Genomic DNA, 20,155 nt, shown 5'->3' with positions numbered 1-20,155 from the left:
TAGAGAGCCCGATGCAAACCGGTAAGGACAAGGCCCCGCGGCGGCTGATGGCGCCGCTTCTCGTTGCTTTATGCGTTGGTGCAGGTGTTCTGCCAGCGCCGGTGGCGCATGCGCTTTCCGAGCTGCACAAGGTTCCGGGCCAGCCCGACCCGCAGGCGACCGATCAGAAAAACAGCCAGCAACAGCAGCAGACGCAGACCCCGCCGGCAACGGCGCCGGGCGTGCCGATGCCGGATCCGCTTGTTAACAAGGACAATGCCGGCAAGAGCACCGACAAGACGCCAGGCGCCACCGACGACGCCAAGCCTGTCGAGGTGATCTACGACATCAGCAAGGCGCCGGAGCCGGTGCGCAAAATGCGCCAGCAGATCGTCGAGGCGGCGGCTTCCGGCGATCTGGAGCGGCTGCGCCCGCTGATGGGCACAGGCGCGCAGCAGACGCAGGTGACCGTCGGCGAGCCGACGGACGACCCGATCGGAACGCTGAAGGATCTCTCCGGCGACCCTGATGGCGACGAAATCCTCGCCATCATGCTCGACGTCATCTCCACCGGCTTCGTACATGTGGGCGCCGGAACGGCCGATGAAGCCTATGTCTGGCCCTATTTCGCCGAGAAGGACCTGAAGGCATTGACGCCGCCCGAGCGTGTCGAGCTGTTGCGCATCGTCACCGCCGGCGATCTCTCCGACATGCAGGAATTCGGCGGCTACAATTTCTACCGTCTGGGCATCACGCCTGACGGCAAGTGGAAGTTCTTCACCGCAGGCGATTGATCGCAAGCCCTCTCCCCCGCCGCTTGCAGCGGCGGCGCGGAAGACTTAACTCTGAGCGACAACGAACGCGACAGGTCTCGCCATGCCATCCGTCTTTCTCCCGCACCGCGCGCTTTTCCGCATCGGCGGCGCGGATGCCGAATCCTTTCTGCAGAACCTGATCACCACCGATATCGTCTCGATGGCGCCAAACGAGGCGCGCCCCGGCGCGCTGCTGACGCCGCAGGGCAAGATTCTGTTCGACTTCATGATCTGGCGCGACGGCACTGATTTCATCATCGAGACCGATCGCGATCAGCACGATGCGCTGGTGAAGCGGCTGACGATGTACAAGCTGCGCGCCGCCGTGACGCTTTCGACCATCGAGGCCGATGGTGTGACCGTTTCCTGGGATGATGCAACCGCTGACGGTGCGGCCGACAGCCGCTTTGCCAAGGCCGGAATCACCCTGCACCGCCGCGAAGGCAAGCATGGTGCGGATGACGCCTTGCTCTACGACGCCTTGCGGGCAGCACATGGCATAGTCACTTCAGGCCCCGATTACGCGCTGCAGGATATCTTCCCGCATGATGCGCTGATGGACCTCAATGGCGGCCTGTCGTTCAAGAAGGGCTGCTATGTCGGCCAGGAAGTGGTTTCCCGCATGCAGCACCGCGGCACCGCGCGCCGGCGTGTGGTGACCGTCACTGCGGCTGGCGTCCTCCCAGCACCGGGCACGGAAATCACGGCCGCAGGCAAGCCTGTCGGCGCGCTCGGCACCGTTAGCGGCAAGACCGGTCTTGCCATCGTCCGTATCGATCGCGCAGGTGAAGCCATGGCTGCAGGCACGCCGCTGATGGCGGGCGACACCGCGGTATCGCTGACGCTTCCCGCCTGGACCGGCCTCACCTTCCCGGCCGCCTCCGACGAGGCAAGCGCGTGACAAAGCCGCCCCGTGCCTGGCAACGCATGCTCTCCGGCAGGCGTCTCGATCTGCTCGATCCCTCGCCGCTCGATGTCGAACTCAGCGACATCGCACATGGCCTTGCGCGCGTTGCACGGTGGAATGGCCAGACCTCGGGCAATCATGCATTTTCGGTGGCGCAGCATAGTCTTGCCGTCGAGGATATCTTTCGCCGCCTCAATGCAGCGAGCCCCGACGACTGCCTGATGGCGCTGCTGCACGATGCGCCGGAATATGTGATCGGCGATATGATCTCGCCGTTCAAATCCGTCGTCGGCGGTGGCTACAAGACGGTGGAGAAGCGGCTGGAAGCGGCCGTTCATCTGCGCTTCGGCCTGCCGCCGCATCCCTCGCGCGAGCTGAAGGACAAGATCAAGAAGGCCGACACGATCGCCGCCTATTTCGAGGCGACCTGCCTTGCCGGTTTCACACCAGCCGAGGCGCAGAAATTCTTCGGCCAGCCGCGCGGGATCACCCGCGAGATGCTGCCGATGGAGCCGCTTCCGGCGGTCGAGGCGCAACGGCTGTTCTGCGAACGGTTCGAGGCGATCGAAGCTCTCCGGAACGCCAGGCCGTGACCCCCCGTATCGTCGTTTCACCGCTCTCGCGGATCGCCGAGATGGCGGTGCGCCACGGCTCCCGCGAGATGGTCAGCCTGATGGCCAAGGAACAGGCCTTTCACCGGCCGGGCGTCATCGCCGCCGACCGCCATCTGCTGCTGCACATGAACGACATCGCCTTCAAGGGCACCGGCAATCTCGTCGCGCCCGATGAGGCCCATGTGAAGAAGATCATCGATTTCGCTGCCGGCTGGGACGACAGCGCCCCGCTGCTTGTCCATTGCTGGATGGGCGTGTCGCGCTCACCTGCCGCAGCACTCGTTGCCGTCCTTGCGCGGGTGCCCGATCAGGACGACCGGGAGCTTGTTCAGCGGCTGCGCGCCGCCTCGCCCCATGCAACGCCGAATACCCGGATCATCGAGATCGGCGACAACCTGCTGAGGCGCGATGGCAGGCTGATTGCCGCAGTCCGCGCCATAGGCCGCGGCGCCGATGCCGACGGCAACGCGCCTTTCGTACTGTCCATTGCCCCTGATAAAACTGGTTGACGCCCCGGTACCCTGCCCCATCTAGCGAAGGGCAATGGAAATTCGAGGTATGACAGCAGGCATGGAACAGGCAACAGACGTCATCGTCGCAACGCGCACGGCGCTCAGCCAGGCAAGCGCGCTCGCAGTTCAATATTCCTTTTCGATTCTCGGCGCGATCATTCTGCTGATCGTCGGCTGGGCGATGGCGAGCTTTCTCAGCCGCTGGGCCTATGAGGGGATTTCCCGCGTTCGCGGCATCGACGAAACGCTGGCGCGCTTCTTCACCAATGTCCTGCGCTATGCGCTGCTGATCCTCGTCTTCATCACCGTGCTCGGCCAGTTCGGCGTGCAGACGGCCTCGATCATCGCCACACTCGGCGCTGCCGGTCTGGCCATCGGGCTGGCGCTTCAGGGCACGCTGCAGAATATCGCCGCGGGGATCATGCTGTTGATCCTCAGGCCGTTCCGGGTGGGCGAGTATATAGAAACCAGCAGTATCTCCGGCACAGTCCGTGAGATCGGCCTGTTTGCGACGGAGTTCAAGACCGGCGATGGGCTCTACAGGCTGGCGCCGAATTCCATTCTCTGGAACACGCCGATCACCAATTACAGCCGCGAACCGACGCGCCAGAACGAGGTGAAGGTCGCGGTCGCCTATGCCGACGATCTGGATGCGGCGATGGAGCGGCTGGTGTCGCTGGCCAAGCAGGATCAGCGTGTGCTGAAATCGCCGGCTCCCAGCGCTTTCGTCGATACGATCGGCGGCGCGACGATCAGCGTGACGCTGCGCTATTGGGCAAAGACCGGCGACTGGTGGCTGCTCAGCCGCGATATGGTGAAGCGGATCAAGCTCAGCTTCGACGAAGGCGGCCATCTGCTGCCGGTGACGGCGGCCAATGGCAACGCGCTTCCCGAAGCCGCTCCTGTCGAGGAGAAGACAACAGGTCTGAGCAGACGCGCAGCGGCCAAGAACCAGCCGTCCAGGCCATAGCGCGAACGGAACGTTTTGACTCGCTGCCGGTTAATCTTCCAAGGAGATTGATCGATGCCACTGCCGAACTACCGCGATACATTTTTGCAAAGCCTGCAGACGCTCAAGGGGCTGACCGGCGATTCCGGCGAGTATGTGCGGTTTCGCTGGCAGGCGATCTATCTGACGCGCGGCCAGTTCTCCTATTTCTTCCGCGGTGCGCTCGATGGCACCAGCGCCGGGTTTTCGGGCCAGCAGATCGACCTCGTCAGCGGCGAGGTCAGCATCGTCCCGGCGCAATCGGTCGGCCTCTATGGCGCGACCTTCGGGCTCAACGAAGCAATCACCGCCTATAGCGGGCCGCAGAAATCGGTCATCGAAGTCGCTCATGCCTTCACCGAAGCGAGCGAGATGGATTACCATCCGGAGTTCTTCTACGTCAGGATGAACCTGCTGCACACGGCCAGCGACAGCAAGATGGGCTTCGCCCGCGATCCGCGGCTCAGGGAAAACACCAACCTGATCTTCGTCGGGCTGGAAGATCAGATAACATCGGAGCTGCTGGAGGAAAGCGACATCGCTCGCTGGGTGGCGCAGGAAAAGCCGATGGCATCGGCCGATTGGTATGCGGAGCGGTATTATTATGGATGAGTTTCCCGCATTCCTATGCTCTTCACAGGAATGCGGGACGGCTATTTAATCACCCCACACGCCAGCCTTTCGCCAGCATCGCCCGACGGCTGGCTGCGATAGTCATCCGAATTTGCGTGGATCATCAGCGCCCGCCCGCGGATGCCGTCCTTCTTGCCATCCAGCGTCACCATGCTGTCGAAGACCTGGGCGCGGAGGATGCCGTCCTGACCGACATACTGGTTCGGCATGTCACCCGCATGCGGACCCTTTGCCGCTAGGAAGCCGTGTTCGGCATCTGTCGGGTTGAAATGCTTGCCGGCCGATTCGTGATGGGTGGCGGCGTCGCATTTGCCGGTTTCGTGGACGTGGAAGGCGACCCACTTGTTGGCGGGCAGACCGGAGACCTCGACTTCGAGCATCACGCCGCCGTTAGCTGCGGCGGTCAGCGTTGCCCGGCCGCTCTCCTTGCCTTTGCCATCGACGAAATTGGCGGTCGCGGTCTGCTTGTCCTGCGCATTGGCGGCGAAGGCTGGGACTGCGAGCGTCAGCGCAGCAATGACGATGGTCGTTTTCATGAGGGTTCCCTTCCGCTTGGCTATCGTTGTCCAACGCCTCACTGCCGAAGGGGTTCCGGCAAAAACAAAAGCCGGCCAAATGGCCGGCTTCGTGAATACAATCTCCGTACGCCTCAGGAGGCGATATCGAGATCGTATTGGCCGTAGGTGCTGCGATAGAGATCGGGCGAACCATCATCATTGGATGCCGCGAAGGTCATATCGGTACCGGTCGTACGCATGCCCATCATCAGGGCAAGAACATTGTCGGTTGCTGTCGAGCGCGGCTCATGCTTCGGCTCTTCACTCAGTTCAGCGAGAATACCAGGCTTCTCGTCAGCTGCACGTTCGCCACGGCTCAAAACGCCGTCGCCATTCGTGTCGAGCCGGGAAAGCGTTGCCAAATAGGCATATGCCGTGTCTGAAACAGATGTAACTTGGGCCATACAAACCTCCGTCCACCGCCTTAATTCTTCGGTGCTGTCTGTACGCAATACAAATGGGGAAAATCGAACTGGTCCGGGGATACCCCGAATAGTGAGTCGGGTCAATAAGCTGTTAACTTCCCATTAAGGAAGGTTGACAAAGCGTTCAGGAGTGATCCCGGCGCCGGGTTTTCCACGGCTTCGCCCCTCATGCGAAAGGCGCATTGCAACTCTCTGCCCGAAGCCCTATTGCGGGCCTCCATACCAACGATTGTGGTGACGAGAATGCATCAGGCCGAAGCCTTTGCCCCCTTCGAGAGCCTTGCGGCTGAGCTTATTCCATTTGCCACCGAGGGCGACGACGGTTCGCATGATCTGGCGCATGTGCTGCGCGTCTTCAAGAACGCCATGCGCATCCAGAAGAGCGAAGGCGGCGATGCGCGCATTCTGGCCGCAGCTGTTCTGCTGCATGATTGCGTTGCCGTCGAGAAGAGCTCGCCGCTCCGCTCCAAGGCCTCGGCGCTCGCGGCGCAGAAGGCATCCGGGATCTTGCAGAAGCTTGGCTGGACGGCAGAGGATATCGCAGCCGTTGCCCATGCGATCACCGCGCACAGCTTCTCCGCCAACGTGACGCCCGAGACGCTGGAAGCGAAGATGCTGCAGGATGCCGACCGGCTCGACGCGATCGGCGCTGTCGGCGCTGCCCGCTGTTTCTACATCGCCGGGCGCATGGTCTCCGGGCTCTACGACCCCTTCGACCCCGGCGCCAAGGAACGCCCGCTCGACGACAAGCGCTATGCAATCGACCATTTCCAGACCAAACTGTTCAAACTGGCCGACGGCTTCCAGACGGGAGCCGGACGCGAACTGGCGGCGGAACGCGACAAGCGGTTGCGCGATTTCCTCGCCGACTTCATGGACGAAATCTAGGCTTCAGGAGACAGCATGCAGGTCAGCGATCTCTTCATCTACCCGCTCAAGAGCGCCAGGGGCATTGCGCTTCCCTCTTCTGCGATCGACGCATTCGGCCTGCCGGGCGACCGGCGGGCGATGATCACGGACGCTGAAGGACAATGCATCACCCAGCGCGAACTGCAGGATCTGGCGCGCATCGACGTCCGTCCGGAAGCCGCAGCGTTCCGTCTGCTTATGGATGGCAAGGGCGAGATCGCGGTTCCGCCGCCGCAACCGGACAGGCGGATGGCTGTCGTCATCTGGAAGACACCTGTGAATGCCGCCGTTGCCGATGACGGGAGCAACAGCCGGCTGTCGGAATGGCTGGGGCGCGAGGTCAAGCTGGTGTTCTTCGATGCCGCCGCCGAGCGAATTGCCAGCCCGGAATGGGCCGGGCCGGACACGCCGGTGACCTTTGCCGACGGCTATCAGATCCTGGTGACGACGACGGGATCGCTGAAGGCGCTGAATGCCGATCTGGCCAGCCATGCGGAAGGCGAAATCGGCATGGAACGTTTCCGCCCCAACATCGTCATCGATGTCGACGAACCCTGGCCCGAAGACCGCTGGGCGGCGATTGAGATCGCCGGCATCCGGCTCGATCTCGTCAAGCCCTGCGCCCGCTGCATCATGACGACCCAGGACCAGGTCACCGGCTCGCGCGACGTGCCGAACCCGATGCCGGCGATGGGCCGTGTGCGCATGTCGGCGGACCGGCGTGTACCGGGGCCGCTGTTCGGCTGGAACGCAACACCGCGCGGCACCGGCACGATCGCCATCGGCGACACCGTGACGGTGATCGAGGAACGGCCGGAAGGCTGGGCTTTCAAGGTGCGCAACCGCACCTAGAGGCCGGATAGCGCCTCGTCGATCCTGCTCATCACATCTGATGGCAACGGGCCCTTCGCCAGGGCGCCGGCATTTTCCTCGACCTGGGCGACCGTCCGGAAACCCGGGATCGGCAGGGTGCGGGGCGAGCGGGCCCAGAGCCAGCCGAGCGCGCCCTGCGTCAGCGTCCTGCCGCCATCGGTCAGGAGATTTCTGACCGCCTCCAGACGGGCGGCGAATTCGGGGGCGATCTTTCCGTCCTTGAAATAGATCATCCAGTCGAGGCTTGCGCCGCGAACGTCCTTTTCGCCGACAGTCTTGCCCGGCGTGAACTTGCCGCTGAGCAGCCCCATGGCCAGCGGGCCGCGGTTGATCGAGATCAGGCCGTTCTTCTCGATGAGCGCGATCATCTCTGGCACCGGCTCGAAGACATTCATCGTATGCTGCACGGAGACGAAGCCGTTGCGATCGAGATGGCGGGCCGCCCGGTCCGGATAGTCGGTGCTCCAGCCGAAAGCGTCGATCTTGCCCTCGGCCTTCAGGGTCTCAAGCGTCCCGAAGACCTCGTCTGAGGCTTCGAGCGGAAAGTCGTTCAGATGGAACTGCAGCAGATCCAGCCGCTCGCGGCGCAGGCGACGCAGCGAGGTTTCCGCCGATTGCCGGATGAAGGCCGGGTCGGCAAAGGCGCCGGTCGCCTGCCTGGTCTTTTCGTCGGTCGCATGGCCGAACTTGGTGGCGATGACGATGTCGTCGCGATTGCCGATGGCGCGGCCAACCACCTCCTCGGAATGCCCTGCCCCGTAATTCGAGGCGGTATCGAAAAAGCGGATGCCGAGATCGACCGCACGGTTGATGGCGCGGATCGATTCGCCGTCGTCCACTTCGCCCCAGCCAAGCGGGATATCGCCGGCATAGAACGGCCCGCCGATCGCCCAGCAGCCCATGCCGAGACGTGGGATCTCGCGGCTGTTCCAGAGAGTGATCGCGGTCGTGTCGTCAGGTTTGGTCAGCATGTCCTATTCCTCCACCATCTGCCGTTGCCGGAGAGATAGGGAACAAGAGCGGCGCGGTAAACCGCCAAATCCGCAGCATGTCTTCCACCGGTGAAAAACCGCGCTTCAGGCGGAGAGTTTGCCATCCGGCGGCAGGGCTGTTGCCGAGGCGTTGATCGCCTTCAGTGCCGACTGGATGAAACCGTCGCGGGCCGATGCCGCCTCGATGCCGCGCGGCTCGTAGACATGGCGGTGGAGAAAGAAGCTGGTCAGGCGGAAGGCGGCGGCGAGATTGTCGTAATCGGCCGCGTGATTGCCCTCGCCCGCCAGAAACGACGGCAGCAGCAGCATCTTGTCGGCATAGGGCCTACCTGCTGCCCGGCACACCGCGCGGCCGGATTTCGGCGAGACATAGGCGAGATCGGTCTTGACGCCTGTCGCCGCACATTCGCTGAGATCGATGCCGTAACCGAGGTCGTTCAGCACCGCGAGTTCGAAGCGGACGAAGAGCTCGCCTGCATCGGCAGGATTGTGGAGATTGTCGAGAATGACCTCCAGCGCGTCGTAGAGATGCGGATGCGGATCACGCTCGGGCAGCAGGCGCAGCAATGCACCCATCGCCTGCACGCCGTAGACGGCGGTGGCGCTCTCCATCAGCCGCGCGGCGCGCAGCTGCAGCGGCTCGATCCTGAATTCGCCGAGATGCTCGTCGAGACGCGCGCGCCAGATGACATCGACTTCATTGCCCGGCTGCAGCACCGGCTGCATGCTTCGCGAACGGCCGGAGCGGACGAGACCGAGATGGCGACCGCGATCGCGCGTCATCACCTCGGCGATGACGCTTGTCTCGCCGTGGCGCTTTACGCCCAGAACGATTGCATGATCCTGCCATTGCATCGGCAACAAACCTCAGACTTAGGAATCAATCCTAGAGCAAGGCGTCGCAAATGTCATGGAAGCCGTCATTCGCCCGGAAAGAGCTTGTCCAGAAAATCGCGCATCGCACCTTCGTCGAAGGGCTTTACGAGCAGAGGCACCTGCTGCAGGTCGGCTGGAAAATCCTGGCTATCGGAATAGCCGCTGACGAAGCCGAAAGGAATGCCGCGGTCATTCAGATGGCGGGCAAAGCCGAAGCTCATGGATTCGCCGAGGTTCACATCGAGAAGCGCGAAATCGTAGCTCTCGGCGTTCACGGCCTCCATGGCCTGATCCAGGCTGTTGGCAATGTCGATTGTCTCGACGCCGACGGCGCGCAGAATGTCTTCTGCTTCCATGGCAATGATAAGACTGTCTTCCAGAACCAGAACACGGGTTGCGTTCATGATTTATGCCCCTCGCTGTGCGCCGCTGACGGCGCGCACCGTCTTATCAAACCGCATTTTTACCTCAGATGCCCTCTTGGACGGGTGCTCGCCGCACCGGAAACGGTTCGACCTGCAACCCGACGTCCCCTTCGCTCCATAAGACAGCGAACCGGGAGAAAAAGTGGCATGTCCGGACCTTATTTTCCATAGCACTGATTTGCATTTAAAAAAGACATAGTTGCTGAAACGCTTATATGAAAGGGCGTTTCCCGCTAGGCAGTCCTTCCCAGCCGGCGATATCCAGCAGCCCCTCGCCGTTCAGCACTTCGCAACCCCGTTCCTGCCAGCGGATCAGCCCCCGCTCGGCAAGCTTCTTCAACGTCTTGTTGGTGTGGACGATCGACAGGCCGAGCGTATCGGCGATGTGCTGCTGGGTGATCGGAATGAATTTCCGCCCGTTGAAGAGATTGAGCCGCTTGCCACGCTCATAGAGGAAGGCGACGAGATAGGCGGCGCGCTCGAGCGCGGTACGACGGCCGATGCTCAGCAGATGTTCGTCGAGGATGCGCTCCTCCTGCGCGGCGATCCAGGTGATGTCGAAGGCGAGCGAGGGGTGCTTGTTATAGAGCGTCATCAGCTTATCGCGCTCGAAGACGCAGAGCGAGACCGGCGACAGGGCTTCGACGGAATGCTGCATCTCGCCCATGATCGTGCCCTGCAGACCGATCAGGTCACCGGGCATGATATAGTTCAGGATCTGACGGCGTCCGTCTTCCAGAGACTTGTAGCGGAAACCCCAGCCCGAGAGCACCGTAAAGAGATGGGCGCTGTTGGCGCCCTCGACGAGGATCGTCGCACCGGCATCGGCGGCCAGTTCCCCCTTCTTGAAGCGCGAGACGAAATCCAGTTCGTCACCGCTGAATTCACGAAAATGCGGCAAGGGCCGCAGAGGACACTGCTCGCACGGTGTCTTGAAAGAGTGTGTCGGTTTTGACGTTGCCATCCCAGCCCTGCGCCCGAAAAAAGCGGCGCATCATGTCCAGCGCGCCGTTCAAGGCGAAAAATGCGCGGGATGGTGGTTTTGTTCCGCGAACAGCTGGGATTTTTTATTGAAAAACAAGGATGTGGGTGTGGCTAGGTGGTTTTCTGCCAGCGAAGCGCCCGGAGCCCCCTCATCCGCCCTTCGGGCACCTTCTCCCCGCGGGGAGAAGGGATAGAGAGGTTGAGGCAAGTCCCCTTCTCCCCGGCGGGGAGAAGGTGGCGGCAGCCGGATGAGGGGGCTACTAACGCCAACTCACCTTTAACGCCGCTACTACCCCCTATCGCGGGAAATCCAGTCCCATTTCGCGGAACCGCTCGGGATCGTCGCCCCAGTTCTCGCGCACCTTCACGAACAGGAAAAGATGGACGTTCTGCTCGAGGATTTCGGAGAGCTCGCGGCGGGAGGCCGACGAGATCGCCTTGATGGTTTCGCCGCCCTTGCCAAGCGCGATCTTCTTCTGGCTGTCGCGCTCGACATAGATGACCTGCTCGATGCGCACCGAGCCGTCCTTGCGCTCTTCCCATTTCTCGGTCTCGACGTGGGACGAGTAGGGAAGCTCCTGATGCAGGCGCAGGAAGAGCTTCTCGCGGGTGATTTCGGCGGCCAGCTGGCGCATCGGCAGATCGGAGATCTGGTCTTCCGGATAATACCAGGGGCCTTCAGGCAGGGTCTCCGCCAGATAGTTCATCACGTCGTCGCAACCCGAACCGTTTTCGGCTGAGATCATGAAGGTCTGGTCGAACTGGACTGTCTGGTTCGCCGTTGCCGCGAGCGCCAGAAGCAGTTCGCGGTTGACTCGGTCGATCTTGTTCAGAACCAGGATCTTCCTCTGTGGGACGTCTTTCAGCCCTTCCAGAATAGCCTCGGCATCACCGCGCAATCCGCGCTCGCTGTCGATCAAGAGCATGATGACGTCGGCATCCTTGGCCCCGCCCCAGGCGGAGGTGACCATGGCGCGGTCCAGCCTGCGGCGCGGCTTGAAGATACCGGGCGTGTCCATGAAGACGATCTGGGCGTTGTTGTGGATCGCGATGCCGCGGACAACGGCACGCGTCGTCTGCACCTTATGGCTGACGATCGATACCTTGGCGCCGACGAGGCGGTTCACCAACGTCGACTTGCCGGCATTCGTCGGCCCGATCAGGGCAACGAAACCGGAATGGGTCGGGCCATGCGTTTCTGCGGCGCCGTCAGGCGCGATGTCATTTTCTTCGGTCATTGTTCCGTCAATTCCCGGCAGAGGGTTTCTGCCAAATACCTTCACGTTCCAGCATCTTCGTCGCAGCCACCTGTTCGGCTGCGCGCTTGGAACGGTCCACGCCCGTTTCAGGAGCCACACCGGCCACTTCAACGGTCACTGTAAAGCGCGGATCATGATCCGGGCCGCTGCGTTCTTCAACACGATATAGGGGCGTCACGCCAAATTTCGCGTGCGCCCATTCCTGCAATTCGGTTTTCGCGTCGCGGCGGGCACCATCGGCCCGGACCGCACGCTTCTCCCAATACTTCAGGATGAAGCTGCGGGCGATCTCCAGCCCGCCATCGAGATAGAGCGCGGCGATCAGGCTTTCGACCACGTCGGCGCGCACATTCATCATTCGCTTGCCGGTCAGCTTCTTCACATCCGAACCGGTGCGGATGAAAAGATGCAGATCGAGCTCGTCAGCAACGGAAGCGCAGGTATCGGCGCTGACCAGCTGGTTCAGCCGCACCGAGAGCTCGCCTTCCGCAGCATTGCCGAACGTCTTGAAAAGCAGCTCGGCGATGCAGAGGCCGAGCACTCTGTCGCCGAGGAATTCGAGACGTTCGTAATTGCCGCCCTTTTGCGTGCGGGCGCTGGCATGTGTCAAGGCACGGTCCAGGCGCCCCTTCTCGGCGAACTCATGACCGATCAAGCTTTCAAGCTTGGAACGGTCGGCCGCCGAGAGCGTCTGAGCCTTCGTCATTCAACAACCTTGAAGAGGCGGTCCCAACGCATGTTGGACGGCCATTTCCAGATTTCGCGGAACGAGGTGTCGTTGCCGAGTGAGAAGAAGATGACGCTGGCGCGGCCGACAAGGTTTTCAGCCGGAACGAAGCCTACGTCGAAACGGCTGTCGAGCGAGTTGTCGCGGTTGTCGCCCATCATGAAGTAATGGCCTTCGGGGACGACGAATTCCTGGGTGTTGTCACCGCGCGAAACCGGCGACTGGTCGAGCGTGTCATAGGTCTTGCCGTCATCAAGCGTTTCGCGGAAGACCGGAACGTCCTGGCCCGGATCCTGCGCATAGTCGGAATTGAAGGTGCCGTCGGCGACCTTCGGAACTGGCTTGCCGTTGATGAAGAGCACGCCGTTGGTAACCTGGATCTTGTCACCCGGCAGGCCGACGAGACGCTTGATGTAATCGACTTCCGGATTCGGCGGGAAGCGGAAGACGACGATATCGCCGCGCTTCGGCTCGCTTTCGAAGATGCGGCCGCTGAAAAGGTTCGGCGAGAAAGGCAGCGAGTATTTCGAATAGCCGTAAGCGAACTTGTTGACGAAGATGTAGTCACCAACCAGGAGCGTCGGCATCATGGAGCCGGACGGGATGGTGAAAGGCTGGAAGAAGACGGTGCGGATGACCATCGCCAGCAGCAATGCCTGGATGATGACCTTGATGTTTTCCCACAGAGCGTTCGGCTTGGTATCGGCTTTTTCGGACACGCAGTCTTATTCCTCAAAGGCGCCGAAGCGGCGCAATTCTATAGTTGCTTCTCTCTAGCGGCTTCGGCCGGTGGCGGCAATGGCGCGAACATTAAAAGCGACGACAGGCCGCGGCTCAGATGCCTTCCGGCAGCGCCTCGATGATCACGAATGCCTGAGCAAGCGGATAATCATCGGTTATTGTCAAATGAATGACCGGCCGGTGCGCTGCAGGCATCATTGCCTGCAGGATTTCGGCCGCCCCGCCCGTCAGGCGCATCGTCGGCTTGCCGCTCGGCAGATTGACGACGCCCATGTCCTTCCAGAAGACACCCTGGGCGATGCCCGTTCCAAGAGCCTTCGAGCAGGCTTCCTTGGCGGCAAAGCGCTTGGCGTAGGATTCGGCCCGGTTTGCCCGGCGGTCCGAACGCGCCCGCTCGACATCGGTAAAGCAGCGATTTGTGAAACGCTCGCCAAAACGCTCGATCGATTTCTCGACGCGCCTGATATCGATGAGATCGCTGCCAATGCCGATGATCATGAAAGGTCCTTCTGCGGGCGAGACGTCATACCGTCGGCACGTCATGCTCGGCGATGGCGAGACGGAGCTTGGCGCGATCCATCAACCGTGTGCGGCGGCGCGACTGAAAGCCGCTGACGGTGTAGTATGTCAGCATATAAAGCACAACGGATGTGACGGCGGCCGGCGGGATGGCGCCGATCAGCATCGGCTCCAGCACCGGGCGCCAGAGCTCGGTGAAATGCAGCTGATGGAACATCTCGTGGAGATCGATCTGCTGGCCGGCCAGCGTATCCTTGCGCGCCAGCAGCAGATGCCCGATTTCCCAGGTGATGCCCCAGATGAAGGGATAGGTCAGCGGATTGCCGAAGGCGGCGCATCCGAGTGCGGCGGCCACCATGCTTCCCGACAGGAAGTAGGTGATGACGAAGGCCATGATGAAATGCACGCCGATGAATGGCGTCCAGGACACGAAGACGCCGGCAGCCACGCCCGCCGCAACGGCATGCGGCGAGGCCGTCAATCTGAGGACGCGCATCTTCAAGTAACGCATGGGGCGCAGAAAGCCTTTGCGGGGCCAAAAGGCCTCGCGCATTCTTTCTCGGAATCCTGCGGGTTTTCTACGGCGGAACAACATGGCGGCTATTTAGTGCAGGGCACCTCACCATGACAAGAGCGGCGAATAATCACGGTTACCGCCAGCCGCGCCGTCCAGTCTCTTCGCGCAGGGCGCACATCACATAGAGCGCCCCATCACAATTTCGGAAGTATTATTCGCAGATTAACGGGCGCGGAACAGACCGCGGTCAACCTGACGCTGACGATACTCAAGATCAATACGGTCATGCGAACCGTTCAGGTAGGCCATTTCACGTTCCTGGGCGCTCGGAGCGCGAAGGGCACGGGCGATTTTCTTGATAGGACCAAACATAGCGTTGTCTCTTTCTTTCGTTCATTCTCTGATGACACGGAAGATAGGTGCTGCAGCGCACAATTACCAACGCTCTAATACGAGTGCAGCCATGCGCCTTGCGCATACATGGCCTTATCGTCGTGCAATTGTGGTCACAAAACGATCATAAAATGTGCAGACGCCTCAGTCGTAGAGGCGCCGCACCGTCGCAATGCAGTCCAGTTCCTTGAGCTGAGCGAGCATCTGGTTGAGCTGGCGCAGGTCCCAGACCTCAATATCCAGCGTCATTTCGGTGAAATCGGCGGCAACACGCACCGTATTCAGGATACGGATGTTGACGTCGAGACCGCCAACCGTCTGCGCCACTTTTGCAAGGGTGCCCGGCTCGTTCAGCGCATTGACCAGAATGCGGGCCATGAAGCGCGACTTGTTGGCCTCGTCGAGATCCCAGCGAACATCGATCCAACGATCCGGCTGGTCGTCAAAATGCTGGAGGGCGGAGGACTGGATCGGATAGATGGTGATCCCCTTCCCCTTCTCCATGATGCCAACGATGCGATCACCGGGGACGGCGCCAGTCGGCGCGAACTGCACGGCGATGTTGCTGGAGATGCCGCGGATCGGAACCGCGTCGACACCGGGCTCGCCTGCGAGAAGGCCCGCTTCGGCGCCTTCCTTGTTCTTGCCCGGAACCTTGAAGATCATGCCCGAGGCGCTGCGGACGTTGAACCAGCCCTCGTCGCCGCTCGGCTTGACGGTGACGCGCTCGTCCTGGTGATCCGGATAGACGGCGCGCAGCACGTCAAGCGACGACATCTCGCCGCGGCCGACAGCGGCAATCGCATCCTCGACATCCTTCTGGCCGAGACGGTGAAGTGCAGGCTTCATCGCATCGCGCGAGAAGATCTTTCCGGCGCGGTCGAAGGTGCGCTCGAGAATACGGTGGCCGAGGCCGGCATATTGCTTGCGGATGGCCATGCGGGTTGCGCGGCGGATGGCAGCACGCGCCTTGCCGGTGACGACGATCTCTTCCCAAGCGGCCGGCGGCACCTGCACGCCGGAACGGATGATTTCGACTTCGTCGCCGTTCGCCAGCCGCGTCACCAGCGGCATGATGCGGCCGTTGATCTTGGCGCCGACAGTGGTGTCGCCGATATTGGTGTGGACGGCATAGGCAAAATCGATCGGGGTGGCGCCGCGCGGCAGGGCGATCAGCTTGCCCTTGGGCGTGAAACAGAAGACCTGGTCCTGGAAGAGTTCGAGCTTGGTGTGCTCAAGGAATTCTTCCGGGCTGTCGCCCTCGGCCAGCGCCTCGATCGTATGGCGCAGCCAGGAATAGGCATTGGATTCGCGCGACAGGATATCGCCGTCGGGCGTCGTCGCGCCGTCCTTGTAGAGTGTGTGGGCGGCGATACCGTATTCGGCGATTTCGTGCATGCGCTTGGTGCGGATCTGCAGCTCGATACGCTGCGAGGACGGGCCGACGATGGTGGTGTGCAGCGAACGGTAGTCGTTCTGCTTCGGCGTCGAGATATAATCCTTGAAGCGGCCGGGAACGACGCGCCAGCGGGTGTGGACGATGCCGAGCGCCCTGTAGCAGGCCGGGATTTCATCGACGAGGATGCGGAAACCGTAGACATCCGACAGCTGCTCGAAGGACAGCGACTTCGACTGCATCTTGCGGAAGACCGAATAGGGCTTCTTCTGGCGGCCCTTGACGTAAACGCTCGCCATGCCGTTCGCCACGAGCAGATCACGCAGTTCCGTCTCGATCTTCTTGACGAGGCCTTCGTTGCGCTGGGAGAGCTCCTCCAGGCGCTTGGTGACGGTCTCATAGGCTTCCGGGTTGATGTGGCGGAAGGAGAGCTCCTCGAGCTCGTCGCGCATGTCCTGCATACCCATGCGGCCGGCGAGCGGCGCATAGATATCCATCGTCTCTTCGGAAATGCGGGCGCGCTTGTCGGCGGCCATATGGTCGAGCGTGCGCATATTGTGCAGACGGTCGGCCAGCTTGACGAGCAGCACGCGCACGTCGTCGGAAATGGCAAGCAGCAGCTTGCGCAGATTCTCGGCCTGCTTAGCCTTCTTGGTGACGAGGTCGAGCTTCTTGATCTTGGTGAGACCCTCGACGAGACGGCCGATATCCTCGCCGAACAGCTCGTCGATCTCGGCGCGGGTCGCTGTCGTATCCTCGATCGTGTCGTGCAGCAATGCGACCGCAATCGTCGATTCATCGAGATGCATGTCGGTCAGAATGGCGGCGACTTCGAGGGGATGGGAGATGTAGGGATCGCCGCTGGCGCGCTTCTGCTGGCCGTGCTTCTGCATGGCGTAGACATAGGCTTTGTTCAGCAGAGCTTCATTGGCATCGGGCTTGTATTTCTGCACCCGCTCCACGAGCTCGTACTGACGCATCATCCCGAAAATACTCCGACAAAAATAAAAGCGCGCCAATCAACGATTGGCGCACGGATCATCAATATTATGCCGTAGCAATAAAGGCGCAAGATTGACGATTGGTAATCGTCAAATCATTTGGCGCACCGGACAGGCAGCGACTTAGTAGTCGTCGCTCTTTTCCGGCGGCACGAGGCCTTCGATACCGGCCAGAAGCTCTTCTTCCGACATCTGGTCGAACGTGATGGTTTCCGGCTGATCGTCCTGATCCTCGCCATCGGCAGCCGATACGCCGCCAGCAGCAATCAGGCTGGCCGGATCGGGCTCGGGCTCGTCGACTTCGACGTGCTTCTGCAGCGAATGGATCAGGTCTTCCTTCAGGTCGTCGGGAGACAGGGTCTCGTCTGCGATTTCGCGCAGAGCCACAACCGGGTTCTTGTCGTTGTCGCGATCGATGGTGATCGAGGCACCCTGGGAAATCAGCCGGGCGCGGTGGCTGGCAAGCAGAACCAGCTCGAAGCGGTTCTCTACTTTGTCGATGCAATCTTCAACTGTGACACGGGCCATTGCCTGTCCTTTGCGGTCGTGATCTCGGGATTGGTACGCCCGATACAATTAAAACCCGGCGAATTCAAGTTTTTCGTGCGTAAGCCTGCGGTTTACGGCCTATCCTGTTAAAATCGCACGGAGAATATGACATTTCCACCAATAGTTGCTTGGAATATGCCGAATCGTGCCCTAAATCTCCTGTATATGAATAATTCATAAATTACGGATTATTCCTCTCGCCAGTTAAGCCATTGTTTTTATGTGTTTTTGACGAGAGACTATTTGGATTACTCTAATTGGATTGGCAGGCGATGTTCGACCCACGGGAAAAAATTGCGCTCTTTATCGATGGCGCCAACCTTTATGCGGCATCCAAGAGCCTCGGCTTCGATATTGACTACCGCAAGCTGCTGAAAGCATTCCAGAAACGCGGCTACCTGCTGCGTGCCTACTATTATACGGCGTTGATCGAAGACCAGGAATATTCCTCGATCCGCCCGCTGATCGACTGGCTCGATTACAACGGCTACAAGGTTGTAACCAAGCCTGCCAAAGAATTCACCGACTCCATGGGCCGCCGCAAGATCAAGGGCAACATGGATATCGAACTCGCGATAGACGCGATGGAACAGTCCGAGACCGTCGATCACCTCGTCATCTTCTCCGGCGACGGCGATTTCACGACGCTGGTCGAAGCGCTGCAGCGCCGCGGCCGCAAGGTTTCGATCATCTCAACAATGGCAACCCAGCCGCCGATGATCGCCGACGACCTGCGCCGCCAGGCCGATCACTTCATCGATCTCCTGTCGCTCAAGGCGGAAATCGGCCGCGATCCTTCCGAGCGGCCGCAGAGGCAGGTCGAGGCTCCCGCAGCTGCCGAGACCGACGAATAAGACCGGCTGGCCGGTTCACCTGCGTGATCCGGCTGCATCCTTCTTCCGTGATGAGTTTGTTCCATCGGACCGTGATCTTCGATTACGGTCCGATTGTCCTTTAGCGCGCGGGCAATGCCCGAAGGCGCTGAGGATCAGCGATTATCCTTGAGCAACCGGCTCTTCTGCCGGTTCCAATCGCGTTCCTTCTCCGTCTCGCGCTTGTCGTGCAGCTTCTTGCCCTTGGCGAGGGCGAGCTCCATCTTGGCGCGGCCCTGTTCGTTGAAGTAGATCTTCAACGGCACGAGCGTCATGCCTTCGCGGTTGATGCCGGAGCGCAAGCGATTGATTTCACGTGCCGACAGCAGCAGCTTGCGGCGGCGGCGCGGCTCATGATTGAAGCGGTTGGCCTGCAGATATTCCGGCAGATACGAATTGATCAGCCAGATTTCGCCGCCTTCATCCGATGCGTAGGATTCAGCGATATTGGCCTTGCCGTCGCGCAGCGCCTTGACCTCGGTGCCCATCAGCATGAGCCCGGCCTCATAGGTATCGATGATCTCGTAGTTGAAGCGCGCCTTGCGGTTTTCGGCGACGACCTTCTTGACGATGCGCTGGCTGCCTTTGGGGGCCATGACGAAATTCCAACTGCTTGGGGCGCACGACGGCGCGCCCTCATTTCCTGCCACTTATGTAGGGGAACCACCCGTGCTTGTGAAGACGGGCGAGCCCGCCCTCATCTGCTGTTCAGTTCAACAGGCCGGCGTGACGGAGCGCTGCGTCCATGGCGGCTTCAGTACCGGCTTCCAGCGAGGCGACCAGCGGCGAGCGAACGTTGCGGCTCATGCGGCCAAGCTTGGCGAGACCGTATTTCGCGCCACAGACGCCCGGCTCCATGAACACTGCCTTGTGCAGCGGCATCAGCCGGTCCTGATATTCCAGCGCCTTGACGTAATCACCAGCCAGCGTTGCCGCCTGGAACTCCGCACAGAGGCGCGGCGCCACATTGGCAACGACCGAAATACAGCCGACGCCACCATGGGCGTTGAAGCCCAGCGCCGTTGCGTCTTCACCCGAAAGCTGGCGGAAATCCTTGCCGCAGGTGATGCGCTGGTCGGAGACGCGCTCGATCTTGCCCGTCGCATCCTTGACGCCGACGATGTTGGAATGCGCCTTGGCGAGCGCCCCCATCGTTTCCGGCGACATGTCGATCACCGAACGGCCGGGGATGTTGTAGATATAGATCGGCAGCTTGACCGCCTCGGCGATCGCCGAGAAATGCGCGATCAGGCCCTTCTGGGTCGGCTTGTTATAATAGGGCGTAACGACGAGAACGGCATCCGCGCCTGCCTTTTCGGCATGCTGGGCAAGCTCGATCGCTTCGCGCGTGTTGTTCGATCCGGCACCGGCCATAACAGGAACGCGCTTGGCGGCCGCCTCGATGCAGAGTTCCACCACCCGTTTGTGCTCGGCATGCGACAGCGTCGGCGATTCGCCGGTCGTGCCGACAGGAACGAGGCCGCTGCTTCCTTCCTTGATCTGCCAATCGACATGGGCGGCGAAAGCCGCTTCATCGACATTGCCAGAATCCGTGAAGGGGGTGACGAGGGCGGGAATGGATCCCTTGAACATGCAGAACTCCCTAAGGCCGAAATCCACGCTTCGGCCGCATTCTTTGGATAAGAGTTGCGCACCATAGAGCGGTGAAAACGCCGCGACAAGCATGCTGAG

The 20,155-nt window shown here is 61.1% G+C and carries 25 protein-coding genes and 1 pseudogene; 9 read left to right on the top strand and 17 right to left on the bottom strand.

What is annotated here, in order from left to right; all coding sequences use genetic code 11:
- Positions 1-11: 11 nt before the first annotated feature.
- The 6 genes from AC1DNK_RS14935 (at position 12) to AC1DNK_RS14910 (ending at position 4,427) form a co-directional block, all read left to right on the top strand.
- Complete coding sequence (locus AC1DNK_RS14935) at positions 12-773, top strand: hypothetical protein (protein ID WP_477941875.1); 762 nt, start codon at positions 12-14, stop codon at positions 771-773.
- A gap of 82 nt (positions 774-855) precedes the next feature.
- Positions 856-1,695, top strand: coding sequence for a CAF17-like 4Fe-4S cluster assembly/insertion protein YgfZ (gene ygfZ, locus AC1DNK_RS14930; RefSeq protein ID WP_477941873.1), 840 nt, complete (start codon positions 856-858; stop codon positions 1,693-1,695).
- Positions 1,696-1,721: 26 nt separating this feature from the next.
- Entirely contained in the window at positions 1,722-2,294 is a 573-nt protein-coding gene (locus AC1DNK_RS14925) for a YfbR-like 5'-deoxynucleotidase (protein WP_477942183.1), read from the top strand.
- A 41-nt stretch (positions 2,295-2,335) separates the two neighbouring features.
- A complete protein-coding gene (locus AC1DNK_RS14920; RefSeq protein WP_477942182.1) occupies positions 2,336-2,824 on the top strand; it encodes a tyrosine phosphatase family protein in 489 nt (162 codons plus the stop codon).
- A gap of 61 nt (positions 2,825-2,885) precedes the next feature.
- Positions 2,886-3,797 (top strand): mechanosensitive ion channel family protein, encoded by a 912-nt coding sequence (locus tag AC1DNK_RS14915; RefSeq protein WP_477941872.1) that lies wholly within the window; start codon positions 2,886-2,888, stop codon positions 3,795-3,797.
- 54 nt (positions 3,798-3,851) lie between these two features.
- On the top strand, positions 3,852-4,427 hold the full coding sequence (locus tag AC1DNK_RS14910; RefSeq protein ID WP_477941870.1) for a hypothetical protein: 576 nt from the start codon (positions 3,852-3,854) through the stop codon (positions 4,425-4,427).
- A 41-nt stretch (positions 4,428-4,468) separates the two neighbouring features.
- On the opposite strand, the gene AC1DNK_RS14905 is transcribed toward AC1DNK_RS14910, so the two are convergent.
- Entirely contained in the window at positions 4,469-4,984 is a 516-nt protein-coding gene (locus tag AC1DNK_RS14905) for a superoxide dismutase family protein (RefSeq protein ID WP_477941869.1), read from the bottom strand.
- A gap of 113 nt (positions 4,985-5,097) precedes the next feature.
- Positions 5,098-5,409, bottom strand: coding sequence for a hypothetical protein (locus tag AC1DNK_RS14900; RefSeq protein ID WP_112390823.1), 312 nt, complete (start codon positions 5,407-5,409; stop codon positions 5,098-5,100).
- Positions 5,410-5,673: 264 nt separating this feature from the next.
- Between AC1DNK_RS14900 and AC1DNK_RS14895 the strand changes: the two genes are divergently transcribed.
- Both AC1DNK_RS14895 and AC1DNK_RS14890 read left to right on the top strand, forming a co-directional pair.
- The gene (locus AC1DNK_RS14895) at positions 5,674-6,318 is read left to right on the top strand and encodes an HD domain-containing protein (RefSeq protein WP_477941867.1); all 645 of its coding nucleotides are present in this window, start codon (positions 5,674-5,676) and stop codon (positions 6,316-6,318) included.
- A 15-nt stretch (positions 6,319-6,333) separates the two neighbouring features.
- Positions 6,334-7,191: an MOSC domain-containing protein gene (locus tag AC1DNK_RS14890; protein ID WP_477941865.1), complete on the top strand. Its 858-nt coding sequence runs from the start codon at positions 6,334-6,336 to the stop codon at positions 7,189-7,191.
- Here AC1DNK_RS14890 and AC1DNK_RS14885 read toward each other — a convergent pair.
- From AC1DNK_RS14885 to rpoZ, 13 genes and pseudogenes are all read right to left on the bottom strand, one after another.
- Positions 7,188-8,183 (bottom strand): aldo/keto reductase, encoded by a 996-nt coding sequence (locus AC1DNK_RS14885; RefSeq protein WP_477941863.1) that lies wholly within the window; start codon positions 8,181-8,183, stop codon positions 7,188-7,190. The two genes, AC1DNK_RS14890 and AC1DNK_RS14885, sit on opposite strands and share 4 nt — an antisense overlap.
- A gap of 105 nt (positions 8,184-8,288) precedes the next feature.
- On the bottom strand, positions 8,289-9,059 hold the full coding sequence (gene recO, locus AC1DNK_RS14880; protein ID WP_112517106.1) for a DNA repair protein RecO: 771 nt from the start codon (positions 9,057-9,059) through the stop codon (positions 8,289-8,291).
- Between the two features lie 65 nt (positions 9,060-9,124).
- Positions 9,125-9,484 carry a response regulator gene (locus AC1DNK_RS14875; protein ID WP_112537558.1) on the bottom strand — a complete coding sequence of 120 codons (360 nt, stop codon included), beginning with the start codon at positions 9,482-9,484 and terminating at the stop codon, positions 9,125-9,127.
- Between the two features lie 232 nt (positions 9,485-9,716).
- Positions 9,717-10,469, bottom strand: a complete 753-nt coding sequence (locus AC1DNK_RS14870) for a Crp/Fnr family transcriptional regulator (protein WP_477941860.1) — start codon at positions 10,467-10,469, stop codon at positions 9,717-9,719.
- A gap of 150 nt (positions 10,470-10,619) precedes the next feature.
- A pseudogene (locus AC1DNK_RS14865) lies at positions 10,620-10,759 on the bottom strand (endonuclease domain-containing protein); the annotation flags it as partial.
- A 26-nt stretch (positions 10,760-10,785) separates the two neighbouring features.
- A complete protein-coding gene (gene era / locus AC1DNK_RS14860) occupies positions 10,786-11,727 on the bottom strand; it encodes a GTPase Era (protein ID WP_112517110.1) in 942 nt (313 codons plus the stop codon).
- A 7-nt stretch (positions 11,728-11,734) separates the two neighbouring features.
- Positions 11,735-12,454, bottom strand: a complete 720-nt coding sequence (gene rnc / locus AC1DNK_RS14855; protein ID WP_112537559.1) for a ribonuclease III — start codon at positions 12,452-12,454, stop codon at positions 11,735-11,737.
- Positions 12,451-13,194, bottom strand: coding sequence for a signal peptidase I (gene lepB / locus AC1DNK_RS14850; protein WP_112390794.1), 744 nt, complete (start codon positions 13,192-13,194; stop codon positions 12,451-12,453). The genes rnc and lepB overlap by 4 nt, the downstream gene beginning before the upstream one ends.
- 115 nt (positions 13,195-13,309) lie before the next feature.
- A complete protein-coding gene (gene acpS, locus AC1DNK_RS14845) occupies positions 13,310-13,714 on the bottom strand; it encodes a holo-ACP synthase (protein WP_112390793.1) in 405 nt (134 codons plus the stop codon).
- 25 nt (positions 13,715-13,739) lie between these two features.
- A complete protein-coding gene (locus AC1DNK_RS14840) occupies positions 13,740-14,330 on the bottom strand; it encodes a DUF2062 domain-containing protein (RefSeq protein WP_112390792.1) in 591 nt (196 codons plus the stop codon).
- 144 nt (positions 14,331-14,474) lie between these two features.
- A complete protein-coding gene (locus AC1DNK_RS14835) occupies positions 14,475-14,624 on the bottom strand; it encodes a DUF3563 family protein (protein ID WP_112390791.1) in 150 nt (49 codons plus the stop codon).
- A gap of 165 nt (positions 14,625-14,789) precedes the next feature.
- Positions 14,790-17,024 (bottom strand): RelA/SpoT family protein, encoded by a 2,235-nt coding sequence (locus AC1DNK_RS14830; protein ID WP_112390790.1) that lies wholly within the window; start codon positions 17,022-17,024, stop codon positions 14,790-14,792.
- Positions 17,025-17,165: 141 nt separating this feature from the next.
- Positions 17,166-17,570, bottom strand: coding sequence for a DNA-directed RNA polymerase subunit omega (gene rpoZ, locus AC1DNK_RS14825; protein ID WP_112390789.1), 405 nt, complete (start codon positions 17,568-17,570; stop codon positions 17,166-17,168).
- A 293-nt stretch (positions 17,571-17,863) separates the two neighbouring features.
- Here rpoZ and AC1DNK_RS14820 point away from each other — a divergent pair, with 293 nt between their 5' ends.
- Positions 17,864-18,445: a LabA-like NYN domain-containing protein gene (locus tag AC1DNK_RS14820; protein ID WP_112517113.1), complete on the top strand. Its 582-nt coding sequence runs from the start codon at positions 17,864-17,866 to the stop codon at positions 18,443-18,445.
- Positions 18,446-18,579: 134 nt separating this feature from the next.
- Here AC1DNK_RS14820 and smpB read toward each other — a convergent pair whose 3' ends face one another.
- Positions 18,580-19,059 carry an SsrA-binding protein SmpB gene (smpB, locus tag AC1DNK_RS14815; RefSeq protein ID WP_112390788.1) on the bottom strand — a complete coding sequence of 160 codons (480 nt, stop codon included), beginning with the start codon at positions 19,057-19,059 and terminating at the stop codon, positions 18,580-18,582.
- A gap of 112 nt (positions 19,060-19,171) precedes the next feature.
- Positions 19,172-20,056, bottom strand: coding sequence for a 4-hydroxy-tetrahydrodipicolinate synthase (dapA, locus tag AC1DNK_RS14810; protein WP_112390787.1), 885 nt, complete (start codon positions 20,054-20,056; stop codon positions 19,172-19,174).
- Positions 20,057-20,155: the final 99 nt, after the last annotated feature.

The sequence above is a fragment of the Rhizobium sp. 01N424 genome, from assembly GCF_056399485.1.
Note: the sequence above shows the minus strand (reverse complement) of the source record. Positions and strands in the feature narration are given on the sequence as shown.

Excerpts from the sequence above, each read along its gene's own strand:
- AC1DNK_RS14915 (WP_477941872.1), top strand. The coding sequence starts at position 2,886 with ATGGAACAGGCAACAGACGTCATCGTCGCAACGCGCACGGCGCTCAGC.
- AC1DNK_RS14835 (WP_112390791.1), bottom strand. The coding sequence starts at position 14,624 with ATGTTTGGTCCTATCAAGAAAATCGCCCGTGCCCTTCGCGCTCCGAGC.
- AC1DNK_RS14830 (WP_112390790.1), bottom strand. The coding sequence starts at position 17,024 with ATGATGCGTCAGTACGAGCTCGTGGAGCGGGTGCAGAAATACAAGCCC.
- AC1DNK_RS14840 (WP_112390792.1), bottom strand. The coding sequence starts at position 14,330 with ATGTTGTTCCGCCGTAGAAAACCCGCAGGATTCCGAGAAAGAATGCGC.
- era (WP_112517110.1), bottom strand. The coding sequence starts at position 11,727 with ATGACCGAAGAAAATGACATCGCGCCTGACGGCGCCGCAGAAACGCAT.
- AC1DNK_RS14900 (WP_112390823.1), bottom strand. The coding sequence starts at position 5,409 with ATGGCCCAAGTTACATCTGTTTCAGACACGGCATATGCCTATTTGGCA.
- AC1DNK_RS14820 (WP_112517113.1), top strand. The coding sequence starts at position 17,864 with ATGTTCGACCCACGGGAAAAAATTGCGCTCTTTATCGATGGCGCCAAC.
- AC1DNK_RS14885 (WP_477941863.1), bottom strand. The coding sequence starts at position 8,183 with ATGCTGACCAAACCTGACGACACGACCGCGATCACTCTCTGGAACAGC.
- recO (WP_112517106.1), bottom strand. The coding sequence starts at position 9,059 with ATGCAATGGCAGGATCATGCAATCGTTCTGGGCGTAAAGCGCCACGGC.
- acpS (WP_112390793.1), bottom strand. The coding sequence starts at position 13,714 with ATGATCATCGGCATTGGCAGCGATCTCATCGATATCAGGCGCGTCGAG.
- AC1DNK_RS14920 (WP_477942182.1), top strand. The coding sequence starts at position 2,336 with ATGGCGGTGCGCCACGGCTCCCGCGAGATGGTCAGCCTGATGGCCAAG.
- AC1DNK_RS14890 (WP_477941865.1), top strand. The coding sequence starts at position 6,334 with ATGCAGGTCAGCGATCTCTTCATCTACCCGCTCAAGAGCGCCAGGGGC.
- AC1DNK_RS14875 (WP_112537558.1), bottom strand. The coding sequence starts at position 9,484 with ATGAACGCAACCCGTGTTCTGGTTCTGGAAGACAGTCTTATCATTGCC.
- AC1DNK_RS14905 (WP_477941869.1), bottom strand. The coding sequence starts at position 4,984 with ATGAAAACGACCATCGTCATTGCTGCGCTGACGCTCGCAGTCCCAGCC.
- rnc (WP_112537559.1), bottom strand. The coding sequence starts at position 12,454 with ATGACGAAGGCTCAGACGCTCTCGGCGGCCGACCGTTCCAAGCTTGAA.
- AC1DNK_RS14910 (WP_477941870.1), top strand. The coding sequence starts at position 3,852 with ATGCCACTGCCGAACTACCGCGATACATTTTTGCAAAGCCTGCAGACG.
- AC1DNK_RS14935 (WP_477941875.1), top strand. The coding sequence starts at position 12 with ATGCAAACCGGTAAGGACAAGGCCCCGCGGCGGCTGATGGCGCCGCTT.
- smpB (WP_112390788.1), bottom strand. The coding sequence starts at position 19,059 with ATGGCCCCCAAAGGCAGCCAGCGCATCGTCAAGAAGGTCGTCGCCGAA.
- AC1DNK_RS14870 (WP_477941860.1), bottom strand. The coding sequence starts at position 10,469 with ATGGCAACGTCAAAACCGACACACTCTTTCAAGACACCGTGCGAGCAG.
- AC1DNK_RS14925 (WP_477942183.1), top strand. The coding sequence starts at position 1,722 with ATGCTCTCCGGCAGGCGTCTCGATCTGCTCGATCCCTCGCCGCTCGAT.
- rpoZ (WP_112390789.1), bottom strand. The coding sequence starts at position 17,570 with ATGGCCCGTGTCACAGTTGAAGATTGCATCGACAAAGTAGAGAACCGC.
- dapA (WP_112390787.1), bottom strand. The coding sequence starts at position 20,056 with ATGTTCAAGGGATCCATTCCCGCCCTCGTCACCCCCTTCACGGATTCT.
- ygfZ (WP_477941873.1), top strand. The coding sequence starts at position 856 with ATGCCATCCGTCTTTCTCCCGCACCGCGCGCTTTTCCGCATCGGCGGC.
- AC1DNK_RS14895 (WP_477941867.1), top strand. The coding sequence starts at position 5,674 with ATGCATCAGGCCGAAGCCTTTGCCCCCTTCGAGAGCCTTGCGGCTGAG.